This window comes from Streptomyces sp. NPDC032721 (assembly GCF_055579625.1).
Genome location: NZ_JBVIMX010000013.1, coordinates 89604 through 103673, shown reverse-complemented (window position 1 = coordinate 103673; position 14070 = coordinate 89604). Strand labels below are relative to the sequence as shown.

11 protein-coding genes and 2 riboswitches are annotated in these 14070 nt (G+C 70.0%); of the genes, 5 read left to right on the top strand and 6 right to left on the bottom strand.

The features are described from left to right. Positions 1-83: 83 nt before the first annotated feature. A complete protein-coding gene (locus ACZ5PB_RS26575) occupies positions 84-1361 on the top strand; it encodes a serine hydrolase domain-containing protein (protein ID WP_468694280.1) in 1278 nt (425 codons plus the stop codon). A gap of 134 nt (positions 1362-1495) precedes the next feature. Here the strand turns inward: ACZ5PB_RS26575 and ACZ5PB_RS26570 are convergent, their stop codons facing one another. The 5 genes from ACZ5PB_RS26570 to ACZ5PB_RS26550 are packed head-to-tail and all read right to left on the bottom strand — an operon-like array spanning position 1496 to position 7020. Then, positions 1496-2305 (bottom strand): enoyl-CoA hydratase, encoded by an 810-nt coding sequence (locus ACZ5PB_RS26570; RefSeq protein ID WP_468694278.1) that lies wholly within the window; start codon positions 2303-2305, stop codon positions 1496-1498. Beyond that, on the bottom strand, positions 2302-3264 hold the full coding sequence (gene mmsB / locus ACZ5PB_RS26565; protein ID WP_468694277.1) for a 3-hydroxyisobutyrate dehydrogenase: 963 nt from the start codon (positions 3262-3264) through the stop codon (positions 2302-2304). Before mmsB ends, ACZ5PB_RS26570 begins: the two co-directional genes overlap by 4 nt. Continuing rightward, the gene (locus tag ACZ5PB_RS26560; RefSeq protein ID WP_468694276.1) at positions 3261-4376 is read right to left on the bottom strand and encodes an enoyl-CoA hydratase/isomerase family protein; all 1116 of its coding nucleotides are present in this window, start codon (positions 4374-4376) and stop codon (positions 3261-3263) included. The genes mmsB and ACZ5PB_RS26560 overlap by 4 nt, the downstream gene beginning before the upstream one ends. Next, complete coding sequence (locus tag ACZ5PB_RS26555; protein WP_468694275.1) at positions 4373-5524, bottom strand: acyl-CoA dehydrogenase family protein; 1152 nt, start codon at positions 5522-5524, stop codon at positions 4373-4375. Before ACZ5PB_RS26555 ends, ACZ5PB_RS26560 begins: the two co-directional genes overlap by 4 nt. Then, positions 5521-7020 carry a CoA-acylating methylmalonate-semialdehyde dehydrogenase gene (locus ACZ5PB_RS26550; RefSeq protein WP_468694274.1) on the bottom strand — a complete coding sequence of 500 codons (1500 nt, stop codon included), beginning with the start codon at positions 7018-7020 and terminating at the stop codon, positions 5521-5523. The genes ACZ5PB_RS26555 and ACZ5PB_RS26550 overlap by 4 nt, the downstream gene beginning before the upstream one ends. A 264-nt stretch (positions 7021-7284) precedes the next feature. After that, positions 7285-7465, bottom strand: a riboswitch (cobalamin riboswitch). Positions 7466-7579: 114 nt separating this feature from the next. After that, positions 7580-7805, top strand: a riboswitch (cobalamin riboswitch). A 160-nt stretch (positions 7806-7965) separates the two neighbouring features. On the opposite strand from ACZ5PB_RS26550, the gene metE reads away from it, so the two are divergent. From metE to ACZ5PB_RS26530, 4 genes are all read left to right on the top strand, one after another. Then, a complete protein-coding gene (gene metE, locus ACZ5PB_RS26545; RefSeq protein WP_468694273.1) occupies positions 7966-10284 on the top strand; it encodes a 5-methyltetrahydropteroyltriglutamate--homocysteine S-methyltransferase in 2319 nt (772 codons plus the stop codon). A gap of 145 nt (positions 10285-10429) precedes the next feature. After that, on the top strand, positions 10430-11680 hold the full coding sequence (locus tag ACZ5PB_RS26540) for a hypothetical protein (RefSeq protein ID WP_468694271.1): 1251 nt from the start codon (positions 10430-10432) through the stop codon (positions 11678-11680). Further along, entirely contained in the window at positions 11664-12461 is a 798-nt protein-coding gene (locus ACZ5PB_RS26535; RefSeq protein WP_468694269.1) for a hypothetical protein, read from the top strand. Before ACZ5PB_RS26540 ends, ACZ5PB_RS26535 begins: the two co-directional genes overlap by 17 nt. Before the next feature lie 209 nt (positions 12462-12670). Continuing rightward, positions 12671-13333: a deoxynucleoside kinase gene (locus tag ACZ5PB_RS26530; protein WP_468694267.1), complete on the top strand. Its 663-nt coding sequence runs from the start codon at positions 12671-12673 to the stop codon at positions 13331-13333. 70 nt (positions 13334-13403) lie between these two features. Here the strand turns inward: ACZ5PB_RS26530 and ACZ5PB_RS26525 are convergent, their stop codons facing one another. Next, on the bottom strand, positions 13404-13979 hold the full coding sequence (locus tag ACZ5PB_RS26525) for a TerD family protein (RefSeq protein ID WP_468694265.1): 576 nt from the start codon (positions 13977-13979) through the stop codon (positions 13404-13406). Between the last annotated feature and the right edge of the window lie 91 nt (positions 13980-14070).

Genomic DNA, 14070 nt, shown 5'->3' with positions numbered 1-14070 from the left:
CTGGCAATGTCCCACACGTGTGCCACAGCTCCCCCAAGCACCAGTCACGCGTACGAGAACAAGAACGAGAACGAGGAAGCCACATGCCCTTGTCGACACACAGACGTCTGGCCCTGAGCGCCACCCTGATCGCCGCCCTCGCCGCCGGGGTGGCCCCCGCCACAGCGGCCCCCTCCGCACCGGCGGCCCCCACGACCCCGGCCTGGCCCACGACCCCCGCCTCCGCTCCTGCCCCCGCGCCGGCCCCCGACATGGACGGGGTGACCGCGGCCCTCAACGCCGCCATGGCCAAGGGAGCCCCCGGCGCGATGGCCCGCTTCACCGGTCCCGACGGAGTGCGCACGCGTACCGTCGGCGTCCGCGACCGCGTCACCGGCGAAGCCATGGACACCCGGGCACGCTTCCGCATCGGCAGCGTCAGCAAGACCTTCACCAGCGTCGTCCTGCTCCAACTGGTCGACGAGGGAAGGCTGGAGCTCGACGCGCCGGTCAACCACTACCTCCCCGGACTGCTGCCCGACGACCGCATCACGGTCCGTCACCTGCTCACCCACCGCAGCGGCCTCGCCGAGTACACCGACCCCATGTTCGACAAGACCGTGCCCGGCTTCGAAGCCGTACGCAACCGCGTCTTCAGCTACCGGGAACTGGTCGACCTCTCGCTGGCCCTCCCGCGCACCACCGAACCCGGCGCGGCCTACAAGTACTCCAACGCCAACTTCGTCGTCCTCGGCATGCTCATCGAGAAGGCGACGGGGACCCCGGTCGCCAAGCAGTACGAGCGGCGCATCATCAAACGGCTGAAGCTGCGGCACACCGTGTACGTCCACCCGGACACCAAGATCAGGGGCAAGCACGTGCGCGGCTACCTCCACCCCGACGAGGAAGGGGCCCCGCTCGTCGACTCCACGGAGCAGACCGTCTCCTGGGCGCAGTCGGCCGGCGCGGTCATCTCCGACCCGGCCGACCTGAACACCTTCACGACCGCGCTGATGCAGGGCCGGCTGCTCTCGCCCCGCATGCTGGACGCCATGACCACGGTCACCCCGACGGACGCCACCGGGACCCGCTTCTACGGACTCGGCCTGCGCCGCTACGACCTCTCCTGCGGAACCCAGGTGTTCGGACACACCGGCACGGTGCAGGGCTTCTACACGTACGCCTTCGCCACCCGCGACGGCCGCCGCGCACTCTCCGCGATGGCGAACACCTCCAACCGGGGCGCGGTCAACACGGCACTCGGCGCGACGCTGGAGGCAGCCTTCTGCGGGAAGAAGCCCGCACCCACCACACGGTCCGCCGAGTCGCCGCGCCCGCTCACCCCGCTGCCGGCCGAAGCCGATCTGCCCGAGCGCCGCTGAGACGCTTGGTACCGCAGCCGCGGTGAAGCTCCTGGCAGACAGGGGTGATCCTGATCGACCATGATCGAGAACCCGTCCGCCAGGAGCTTCGACGCAACGCTGCCCGGCCTTCGGCCGGGCGACCGGTGTGACGGTCAGCGGTGGCGGAAGTCCGGGGGCCGTTTCTCCGTGAAGGCCGTCATGCCCTCCTTCTGGTCGGTGGTCGCGAACACCGCGTGGAACAGGCGGCGTTCGAAGCGGACCCCTTCGGCGAGCGTGGTCTCGAAGGCTCGGTTCACGGCCTCCTTGGCCATCATCGCCACGGGTGCGGACATCGCGGCGACGGTCTCGGCCACGGACATGGCCTCGGCCAGCAGTTCGTCCGCCGGGACGATACGGGAGACCAGGCCGGCCCGTTCGGCCTCGACGGCGTCCATGGTGCGGCCGGTCAGGCACAGTTCCATGGCCTTGGCCTTGCCGATCGCCCGGGTGAGGCGCTGGGAGCCGCCGATGCCCGGGATCACGCCGAGCTTGATCTCGGGCTGGCCGAAGACCGCGGTGTCGGCGGCGAGCAGGATGTCGCAGAGCATCGCGAGCTCGCACCCGCCGCCCAGGGCGTAGCCGGAGACGGCGGCGACGGTGGGCGTGCGGAGGTCGCCGAGCCGGTCCCACGCGGTGAACCAGTCGGTGAGGTACATGTCCATGTACCCCTGGGGCTGCATCTCCTTGATGTCGGCTCCGGCGGCGAAGGCCTTCGGGGAACCGGTGAGGACGATGCAGCCGATCTCCGGGTCCCGGTCGAGGGCCTCCGTGGCGGCCACGACCTCCTCCATCACCCGGAGGTTGAGCGCGTTGAGCGCCTTGGGGCGGTTGAGGGTGAGGAGGGCGGTGCGGCCCTTGCGTTCGACGAGGATCGTCTCGTAGTCAGTGGTCTCGTGGTCGGAGGTCGCGTGAGCGGTGGTCATGAGGTGGCTTCCTTGGGGTCCTTGGGGTCCTTGGGGTCCTTGGGGTCCTTGGGGGTCGTGCCAGGGGCGGCCGTCCCGTCCCGCAGGGCGTGGACGATGGCGGAGAAGTCCTGCCCGTTTCCGCTTCCCTCGGCGAACGCGGCGTACATCTCGGCCGCCCGCAGCCCGAGTCCGGTTTCGATGCCGCCCTCGCGCAGGGCGTTCGCGGCGAGGCCGAGGTCCTTGGCCATCAGCGGGGCCGCGAACCCCGGCACGTAGTCGCGGTTGGCGGGGCTGGCCGGGACCGGGCCCGGTACGGGGCAGTTGGTGGTGAGTGCCCAGCACTGGCCGGATGCGGTGGAGGCGACGTCGTAGAGCGCCTGGTGGGAGAGGCCGAGGGATTCGCCGAGTACGAAAGCCTCGCTGACGGCGATCATGGAGATCCCGAGGATCATGTTGTTGCAGATCTTCGCGGCCTGACCCGCGCCCGCCTCTCCGCAGTGCACCGCCTTCCTGCCCATGGCGGCGAGCAGCGGTTCGGCAAGGGCGAACTCCGCCTCACCGCCGCCCGCCATGAAGGTGAGGGAGGCTGCCTCCGCCCCCACGACTCCGCCCGAGACGGGCGCGTCGAGTGCCCGGTGACCTGCGGCGACGGCCGCCCGGTGGGCGGCGCGGGCGTCTGCGACGTCGATGGTGGAGCAGTCCACGAACAGCGTCCCGGGCTTCGCGGCCGCCAGCAGGCCCTCGTCCTGGTAGAGGGAGAGGACGTGGCGGCCCGCCGGGAGCATGGTGATCACCACGTCCGCCGGGGCGGCGGCCTCGCGCGCCGAGCCCGTGCCCTCCACCCCGGCCGCGACGGCGACGGTCATCGCCTCGGGGGCGAGGTCGAAGCCGAGTACGCGGTGACCGGCGGCGGCCAGGTTGGCGGCCATCGGGCCGCCCATGTGGCCGAGGCCGATGAAGGCGATGACGGTGGTCACCAGGGCACCTCCTGCGCGGGGGCGGTCAGTTGGAGTTCGCCGCCGGGCGGCGGGACGAAGTAGCGCGCCACGTCCGCGTCGGTGACCTCGGCCAGCGTGGCCGGTTTCCAGCGCGGGTCGCGGTCCTTGTCGATGACCTGGGCCCGGATTCCCTCGACCAGGTCGTACGAGGCGAGTGCGGCGCAGGAGGTCCGGTACTCCTGCTCCAGGACGCGTTCCAGCGGACCGAGCCGCCGGGCCCGGCGGACCGCGCGGAGGGTGACCTTCAGGGCGGTGGGCGATTTGGTCAGCAGGGTGTCGGCCGTCGCCCCTGCGGCCTCGGAGCCGTGGTCCCGCAGCCGGGCGACGATCGCCTCGACGGTGTCGGCGGCGTAGCACGCGTCGATCCAGGTCCTGTGGTCCGCCAGGGTGCCGGGCGGCGGCTGGGCCACGTACTTCGGCAGGACGTCCCAGACCGGTCGGCCGGACAGGTCGTCGAGAAGTCCCGGCAGGTCTGCCGAGGGTACGAAGTGGTCGGCGAGCCCGCACAACAGGGCGTCGGCGGCGCCGAGTTGTGCGCCGGTGAGCGCGAGGTGGGTGCCGAGCTCGCCGGGTGCGAGGGCGAGCAGGTGGGTACCGCCGACGTCCGGTACGAAGCCGATGCCGGTCTCCGGCATGGCGATCCGGGAGCGCTCGGTGACGATACGGACACTGCCGTGCGCGCTCACGCCGACGCCGCCGCCCATCACGATGCCGTCCATGACGGCGACGTACGGCTTGGGGTAGCGGGCGATCCTGGCGTTGAGCCGGTACTCGTCGCGCCAGAAGGCGGCAGAGGAACTGCCGCCGGTACGAGCGTCTCCCGTACGGGCGTCCCGGTGGATCGCGCGGATGTCGCCGCCCGCGCACAGACCGCGTTCGCCTGCGCCGCTGAGGGTCACCACCTGTACGGCGGGGTCGTGTTCCCAGGCGGTCAGCGCCTCGTCGATGGCCCGCACCATGGCGTGGTTGAGGGCGTTGAGTGCCTTCGGCCGGTTGAGCACCAGGTGGGCCGCCCGCCCCTCGGTACGGAGAAGGACCTCGTCGGCGGGATTCCGGACAGGGTTCTGGGCGGGGTTCTCGGCACCGGTCATCGCAGTGCCCCCGTCAGCCCTCGGGCGACGATGACGCGCATGATCTCGTTGGTCCCTTCCAAGATCTGGTGCACTCGGAGGTCGCGGACGATCTTCTCGATGCCGTACTCGCTCAAGTAGCCGTATCCGCCGTGGAGTTGGAGCGCCCGGTCGGCGACCGAGTAGCCCGTGTCGGTGGCGAAGCGCTTGGCCATCGCGCACAGCTCCGCGGCCTTCGGATCGGCCGCGTCGAGTGCGGCGGCGGCCTGCCGGAGCAGGGCCCGGGCGGCGGCCAGTTCGGTGGCCATGTCGGCGAGCCGGAACTGCAGGGCCTGGGCGTCAAGCAGCCGGGCCCCGAAGGCCTCCCGGTCGGCGAGGTGGGCGAGGCTGCGGTTCAGGGCGCTCTGCGCGCCGCCCAGGGAGCAGGCGGCGATGCCGAGCCGGCCGCCGTTCAGTCCGCCCATGGCGATGCGGAACCCGTTGCCCTCGCCGCCGAGCAGCCGGTCGGCGGGCAGCCGTACGCCGTCGAGGACGACCTGGCGGGTGGGCTGGGCGTTCCAGCCCATCTTCTGTTCGTTGGCGCCGAAGGAGACCCCGGGGTCGTCGCGTTCGACGACGAACGCGGAGATCCCGCGCGGCCCCGCCTCCCCCGTCCTGGCCATGACCACGTACACCCCGGCGGTTCCGGCACCGGAGATGAACTGCTTGACGCCGGTCAGGACGTAGTGGTCGCCGTCCCGGTCGGCGCGCGTGCGCAGGGCGCCCGCGTCCGAGCCCGCGCCCGGTTCGGTGAGGCAGTAGCTGCCCAGCGTGTCGGCCGCGCACAGGCCCGGCAGCCAGCGGCGGCGCTGCGCCGCGTCGCCGTGGCGGTCGATCATCGAGGCGACCATGTTGTGGATGGAGAGGTATCCGGCGATGGACGGGCAGCCGGTGGCCAGCGTCTCGAAGACGAGGACGCCGTCGGCCCGGCTGAGCCCGGAGCCGCCGTGCTCCTCGCGTACGTAAACTCCGCCGAGGCCGAGACCCGCGGCCTTGCGGATCACCTCGACGGGGAAGTACTTGTCCTGGTCCCAGGCGACGGCGTGCGGGGCGAGCTGCTCCTGTGCGAAGTCGAGGGTGACCTCGGCCAGGGCGAGCTGGTCCTCGGTGAGCAGGGTCACGGCGCTCATCCCATCGTCGGGATGGTGAAGCTCGCGCCCTCCTTGACCCCGGAGGGCCAGCGCGAGGTGACGGTCTTGGTACGGGTGAGGAAGCGGACGGAGTCGGGGCCGTGCTGGTTGAGGTCGCCGAAGCCGGACCGCTTCCAGCCGCCGAAGGTGTGGTACGCGACGGGCACCGGGACGGGGACGTTGACGCCGACCATGCCGGTGTTGACGCGGCGGGTGAAGTCGCGGGCGGTGTCCCCGTCGCGGGTGAAGATCGCGACGCCGTTGCCGTACGGGTGCTCGCTGGGCAGCCGTAGCGCCTCCTCGTAGTCGGCGGCCCGTACGACGCACAGCACGGGGCCGAAGATCTCCTCCCGGTAGATCCGCATCGAGGGGGTGACCCGGTCGAAGAGGGTGGCCCCGGCGAAGAAGCCGTTCTCGTGTCCCGGCAGGGTGAAGCCCCGTCCGTCCACGACGAGTTCGGCGCCCTCGACGTCCCCGATGCCCACGTAGCGGTTGACCCGGTCCAGGGCGTCCCGGCTGACGAGGGGGCCGAAGTCGGCGTCCGGGTCGTCGGAGGTGCCGATGCGCAGGGCGGCGATGCGTTCCCTGAGCTTGATCACCAGTGCGTCGGCCGTCTCCTCCCCGACGGGTACGGCGACGGAGATCGCCATGCAGCGTTCGCCCGCCGAGCCGTAGCCCGCGCCGATGAGGGCGTCCGCGGCCTGGTCGAGGTCGGCGTCGGGCATCACGATCAGGTGGTTCTTGGCGCCGCCGAAGCACTGGGCGCGCTTTCCGCGGGCGGCGGCGGTGGCGTAGAGGTGCGCGGCGACCGGGGTGGAGCCGACGAAGCCGATGGCCTGTACGCGCGGGTCGTCCAGGAGGGTGTCGACGGCTTCCTTGCCGCCGTTGACCACGTTGAGCACCCCGGGCGGCAGTCCCGCTTCCAGGAACAGTTCGGCCAGCCGCAGCGGTACGGAGGGGTCGCGCTCGGAGGGCTTGAGGACGAAGGCGTTGCCGCAGGCCAGTGCCGGGGCGGCCTGCCACAGCGGGATCATCGCGGGGAAGTTGAAGGGGGTGATCCCGGCGACCACGCCGAGCGGTGAGCGCAGCGAGTGGACGTCGATACCGGTTCCGGCGTTGTCGGTGAACTCGCCCTTGAGGAGGTGCGGGATCCCGGCGGCGAACTCCACCACCTCCAGGCCGCGTTGGAGGTCGCCGTGGGCGTCGGCGACGGTCTTGCCGTGTTCGGCGGACAGCAGTCGGGCCAGCGACTCGCGTTCCTCCTCGACGAGTTGGAGGAAGCGGAGCAGGACGCGGGCGCGCCGCTGCGGGTTCCACTGCCCCCAGTCCTGCTGGGCCTTCTCGGCGTCGGTGATCGCCGCCTCGGTGTCGGCGCGTCCGGCCAGGGGGACCTTGGCCTGGACGGTGCCGGTGTTCGGGTCGTACACGTCGGCGAAGAGGCCGGACGTGCCGACGGTGTGCTTGCCGCCGATGAAGTGGGTGAGCTCGCGGACCATCGAAGCCTGCTCTCGTCAGGTTCAGCTGGGGATCCGAGGAAGGCGCGGCGGGGCGCGGGGCACACCGGTCGGGGTGTGCTGCGCACCGGTCGGGGTGCGTCGCGCAGGGTCCGCCGCGGGACAGGGGAAGGCGGCCGGGATACCGGAATGCCTTCGTCGAGTCACGAACGCGGGGGCAGGGCCTCGCAGTTCGGGTACTCCGCCGGATCACCTGGGCCGTGGTCACGTACCGGTGCCATGCGTGTCTGCTCCATCCTCGTGGAAAACACGGAACACCCCGTGGCCGGTATCCTGGCTCCCGGATCGACGCGCGTTCTCCGGCCTTCCCGACGGATGGGTTTCCGTCAGTGGCCTGTCCTGCTGGAAGAACACACTCCCCAGTCACAGTGGCGGGACCGCGCCGGATTCACACCGGCTTCCCTGCACCGCGGGCTTGTCACGAACATATAGTTGGACGTCCTAGTAAGTCCACCCCCACCTCGACCCCCACCTCCGCCGCACCTCGCCCCGCCACCGTCCCCGCCCCTGCCGGTGGTGACGGCAGGGGGCTTTGCCGCCTAGTGTGTCCCGTGCAGCTGGTTCGCCCTGCCCGCCAGGTAGACGCGTCGTAAGAGGGAACCCGGTGGGAATCCGGGACTGCCCCGCAGCGGTGAGTGGGAACGACAGCCGTCATACGCACTGGGTCCGGTCGGACCTGGGAAGCGACGGTCAGTAGGAATCCGCCGGAGGAGACCCCGGTGGGTGTGCCCGCGAGTCCGAAGACCTGCCCGTTGCCCGTACGCGACCCCTCGCGTGCGGATATTCCGGTGACCTCGTGGGCGGGTCGGCGTACACATCAGGCGGAAGTGCCGCGCCCGTCGCGCGCGTTCGGCTCCGCCCGGTTCCGTCACCCCTTCGCGCCTCATCACCGGGATTCTCAGGAGTCATCTCGCGAAGGAGATTTCCGTGACATCGAAGTCCGCAGCCGCGGCAGCACGCGCCACCGTGTACGGCTACCCCCGCCAGGGCCAGGGCCGGGAGCTCAAGAAGGCGGTCGAGGGCTACTGGAAGGGCCGCGTCAGCGCGGAAGCCCTCCAGCGGACCGCGCGGGACCTGCGCCGCACGAACTGGCAGCAGTTGGCCGACGCCGGTATCCACGAGGTGCCCACCGGTGACTTCTCGTACTACGACCACGTACTGGACACCAGCGTCATGGTCGGCGCAGTCCCCGACCGGCACCGCGCCTCGGTCGACTCGGACGCGCTCGACGGCTACTTCGCCATGGCCCGCGGCAACCAGGACGTGGCGCCCCTGGAAATGACCAAGTGGTTCGACACCAACTACCACTATCTGGTACCCGAGTTGGGCCCCGGCACCGTTTTCACCGCCGACTCCACGAAGCAGGTCGCCGAGCTGAAGGAAGCCATCGCGCTCGGGCACACCGCCCGCCCCGTCCTGGTCGGCCCGGTCACCTATCTGCTGCTCGCCAAGCCCGCCCCCGGTGTCGCCGACGACTTCGAGCCGCTCACCTTGCTGGACCGGCTGCTGCCCGTGTACGCCGAGGTGCTGGCCGACCTGCGGGCCGCCGGGGCCGAGTGGGTGCAGCTGGACGAACCCGCCCTGGTCCAGGACCGCACCCCGGCCGAACTGAACGCCGCCGACCGCGCCTACCGCGACCTCGGCAACCTCACCGACCGGCCCCGACTCCTGGTCGCCTCCTACTTCGACCGGCTCGGCGACGCCCTCCCCGTGCTCGCCAAGGCTCCGGTCGAGGGCCTGGCGCTGGACTTCACCGACTCCGCCGCCGCCAACCTCGACGCCCTCGCCAGGGTCGGCGGACTGCCCGGAAAGCGCCTGGTCGCGGGCGTGGTCAACGGCCGCAACATCTGGATCAACGACTACGAGAAGTCCCTCGCCACGCTGGGCACGCTCCTGGGCCTGGCCGACCGGGTCGACGTCGCCGCCTCCTGCTCCCTGCTGCACGTACCGCTCGACGCCGCCGCCGAGCGTGACGTGGAGCCGCAGATCCTGCGCTGGCTGGCCTTCGCCAAGCAGAAGGCCACCGAGATCGTCACCCTGGCCAAGGGCCTGTCCCAGGGCACCGGCGCGATCTCCGCCGAGATCGCCGCCAACCGCGCCGACCTGGCCTCCCGCGCCGGTTCCCCGATCACCCACGACCCGGCCGTCCGCGCCAAGACCGCCGCGATCACCGACGCGGACGGGCACCGCTCTGCACCGTACGAGGAGCGGGCCGTCGCCCAACGCGCCCACCTCGGGCTGCCGTTGCTGCCGACCACCACGATCGGCTCGTTCCCGCAGACCGCCGAACTGCGCACCGCCCGCGCCGACCTGCGGGCCGGGCGCATCGACACCGGCGGCTACGAGGAGCGCATCAAGGACGAGATCCGCGAGGTCCTCTCCTTCCAGGAGAAGGCCGGCATCGACGTCCTGGTGCACGGCGAGCCCGAACGCAACGACATGGTCCAGTACTTCGCCGAGCAGCTGACCGGATACCTGGCCACCCAGCACGGCTGGGTGCAGTCCTACGGCACCCGCTACGTCCGCCCGCCGGTCCTCGCGGGCGACATCTCGCGCCCCGAGCCGATGACCGTGCGCTGGACGTCGTACGCCCAGTCGCTGACCGACCGCCCGGTGAAGGGGATGCTGACCGGTCCGGTGACGATGCTCGCCTGGTCGTTCGTACGGGACGACCAGCCGCTCGGCGACACCGCGCGCCAGGTGGCACTTGCCCTGCGTGACGAGGTCAACGACCTTGAGGCGGCGGGCACTTCGGTCATCCAGGTCGACGAACCCGCGCTCCGGGAGACCCTGCCGCTGCGCGCCGCCGACCACGTCGCGTACCTGGAGTGGGCGACCGAGTCCTTCCGGCTCACCGTCGGCGGCGTACGTCCGCAGACCCAGATCCACACGCACATGTGCTACGCCGAGTTCGGCGACATCGTCCAGGCCATCGACGACCTCGACGCCGACGTCATCAGCCTGGAAGCGGCCCGCTCCCACATGCAGGTGGCCCGCGAACTCGCCGCCCACGGCTACCCGCGCGAGGCCGGACCCGGTGTGTACGACATCCACTCCCCGCGCGTCCCGAGCGCCGAGGAGGCAGCGACCCTGCTGCGCAAGGGCCTGGAGGCCATCCCGGCCCAGCGGCTGTGGGTCAACCCGGACTGCGGCCTGAAGACGCGGGGCTGGCCGGAGACCCGGACGTCGCTGGAGAACCTGGTGGCGGCGGCCCGGACCGTACGCGGGGAACTCACCGAGTCCTGACGCGTCCACGCCCACGGGTCCCGTTCGGGGGACGGGACCCGTGCCTGTCCGTCGGCGAAGCCGTTGCCCGTCCGCCGAGCCCCGTGAGAGCATCGACGGTTTCGAGCCATCCACTCCCATGTCCGCGAACGGCAGGCACCGCTTGATGCACACCACACAGCTGTCGGAAGCCGTACTTGACGACACGGACAACGTTCTGGTCGCGCCTTCCGCGCTGCACGACGACGAACTGGTCGGGCAGTTCTTCGGGTCGACGGTCACACCGGAGGAGCTTGCGTCCGGTTCGCTCGACCTCGCGCGGAAGACCGTCTATCTGTGCGGCGATCTCTCGGCGGCGCGTTCTGTCCAACTGGGCTCGGCAGAGCGGGTGTTCGTCGTACGGGAACTCGCCCACGGGTACGCCCACGGTCACCAGGAGGGCGCCGGCGAACCCTGGACCCTCGTCGACCGTGGCCGAGTTCCGGTCCGCGTGCACGGGGTCGGCGTGTACTACCGCCGCTTCTTCGATCTGGGTGCCGATCACTTCGGGCGGATCCGTGCGGAGCACGAGTTCCAGTCCCTGACGGAGTCGACCAAGCCCGGGACGGCACATCGCAGCGGAATCTACCTGACACCCGTCACGCGAAACGGCGATGGTGGCGAACTGAATTTCCGGCTCCTCCGGTGTTCCACGAACCTCTCGGGGCCAACCGAGAACTTCCGCCCGACCGACACCGAGATCGTCGAGGCACTGAACCGCGAGGCCGCCGCCGTCTTCCGGAACCAGGCACCGCTGAACCACGTTCTCGCGCAGATCTACCACAACGCCCGTGCCACGGCGGAGAAGAAGCAGTCCAAGGCCAAGATCTCGGCCCACGCCGACAAGACCAAGGACATGCCCGTCAACGGCATCATGGCCTTCTGCACCTTCTACGACGGGCTCGACCGCCTCCGGCCGTTGGACGAAGACGCCTTCGACCACGGCGTGAAGCGCACCAGCGGACTGACCAGCCTCCGCTTCCGCCTCAAGGAACCGGCCGTAGGGGGCGGCGACGGGGCCGCGCTTCCCGCGCAGTTCACGCTGACCCTCTATCCCGGCTCCGTGTTCTTCATGCCGCTGTCCGTCAACCGCCTCTACACGCACGAGATCCGGCCCTCGACACTGGACGCCGCGTTGCTCCCGACCCGCCTGGGCTATGTGGTGCGCTGTTCGAGCACCGAAGCGGTTCACAAGGACGGCCGGACGTTCCTCGAAGTGGCCGGGGAAATGGTGGAGTTGGGGCCGCCCACCCCGGAGGGCATGGACGAGCTGCGCAGGCTGTACGCCGAGGAGAACCGGACCTCGTCCTTCATCGACTACGGCGACCAATTCCTCTTCAGCATGAACACGGGAGACTACGTTGCCCCCCGAATCTAGGACCGTGATTCCGGACGAGGTCCTCACCTTCGCCCTGCCCGCCGAGGAGAACCTCTTCGCGGAGCTGGCCGCGTCGGCGCAATGGGAGGACATGGGAAAGGGGCGTCAAGGCGCGGTACTCACCCTGCCCGACGCGACGGATGCCGTACCTCTCGTACGGACCACCAGTCGCTACAGCCTCCCGGCACAGCGTTTCCGGGCGGTGCACGAAAGGCTGGCGCAGCGGATTCAGGAGCGCGCGGCGCTGCCGGCCGGTTTCAACAACGCCCTCATCGAGCGCTACACGAACGACTACCGCACCATGGGCAGCCATTCCGACCAGGCCCTGGATCTGGCCGACGATTCGTTCGTCGCGGTCTTCTCCTGCTACCGGAATCCCGGAGCAGGCCCGCCGAGGAAGCTGGTCTTCGAATGGAAGGAGAGCGGCGGTGAGCGGGGCGGTGAGAGTGGCGAGGGTTTCGAGATCCCCCTCGCCCACCACGGTGTCGTCGCGTTCTCCGTCGCCTCGAACCGGCGGCTCAGGCACAAGATCGTGCTGGACGCACCCGGCGGGGCCGAGGACAACCAGTGGCTGGGCGTGACCTTCCGTACGTCGAAGACCCTCGTCCGGTTCCGTGCCGGAGACGCGTACCTCCCGCAGGGCACGCGCCTCGTACCGGCCGACGAGGAGCAGAGCCGCGAGTTCTACGGACTGCGGCGCCGCGAGAACAGGGAAACGGACTTCACCTATCCCCCGCTGACGTACACCGTCAGCGAGAGCGATCTGCTGCCGCCGGTCTGACCTGCGGCGCAGGGCGAAGCAGGGCAGGGCAGAGCGGACAGCGCACGTCGTACGGGTGGCCGGGAATCGTCATCTAAGATTGCCGTCGGCCTCTGGGGTGCGGTGGCTGAAGTCCCGGGGAATGGCGTGAGCGTCGGCGTACGTCTTCATCAGGAGGAGCGCCCGACTCACCTGCCCACGAACAGAATCCCCCAGGGAGAAGCGAGGAAGTGCCAGTGATCTGCGTCGGCGGCATGATCGGAATCGGCAAGACCAGTGTGGCCGAACTGATCGCCAAGGAGCTGGGCAGCGACGTCTTCTACGAGAGCGTGGACGACAACCCCATCCTTCCGCTCTTCTACACGTCGAGCCCCGAGGAGATCCAGGCCAAGCGCTACCCCTTCCTGCTCCAGCTCTACTTCCTGCAGACCCGGTTCGCCTCGATCAAGGAGGCGTACAAGCAGGGCGACAACGTCCTGGACCGGTCCATCTACGAGGACTGGTACTTCGCCAAGGTCAATCACGACCTCGGCCGGATCAGCTCCCTCGAAATGCGGGTGTACGAGGGTCTGCTCGACGAGATGATGCGCGAGATCGACGGCCTGCCGTACCGCAAGGCGCCCGATCTCATGGTCTACCTCAAGGCGGACTTCGAGACGGTGCTGCACCGCATCGGTCTGCGGGGCCGTGACTTCGAACAGGACGAGGGCCTCGTCGCGTACTACAAAACGCTGTGGTCCGGCTACGACGACTGGGTGCACAAGCACTACTCGGCCAGCGAGGTCCTCGTGATCGACATGAACCACACCGACGTGGTGAACAACCCCGAGGACGCGGCCCGCGTGGTGCTGGAGGTCAAGAACGCCCTGGCGGCGGTCGCGCACCGGGCCTGAGTCCGCGCCGACGGTCGACAACGGGGCCCATCCCTCTCGGGGTGGGCCCCGTTCGCCTTGTTCCCTGGCGTCAGACGTTGACGCCGAAGTCGGAGGCGATGCCCGCCAGGCCGGAGGCGTAGCCCTGGCCGACCGCGCGGAACTTCCACTCGGCACCGTGGCGGTAGAGCTCGCCGAAGACCATGGCGGTCTCGGTGGACGCGTCCTCGCTCAGGTCGTAGCGGGCGATCTCGGCGCCGCCGTCCTGGTTGACGACGCGGATGAAGGCGTTGCGGACCTGGCCGAAGCTCTGGCCGCGGGACTCCGCGTCGTGGATCGAGACCGGGAAGACGATCTTGTCCACATCGGCCGGGACGCCCGCGAGGTTGACCTTGAGGGACTCGTCGTCGCCCTCGCCCTCACCGGTGAGGTTGTCGCCGGTGTGCTCGACGGAGCCGTCGGGGCTCTTGAGGTTGTTGTAGAAGACGAAGTGCTGGTCGGAGATGACCTTGCCGGTGGTACCGACGAGCAGGGCGCTCGCGTCGAGGTCGAAGTCGGCTCCCGTGGTGCTGCGCGCGTCCCAGCCGAGGCCGACGAGGACGGCGGTGAGGCCCGGGGCCTCCTTGCTCAGCGATACGTTGCCGCCCTTGGCGAGACTCACACCCATGTGGTTTCCTTCCGAACTTCCGGAACCGGGCGCGGGAGCCCCCGGCTGCTGAGTGACAGCAACAGAAATCTACAGCACTGTAGAAGTGGGT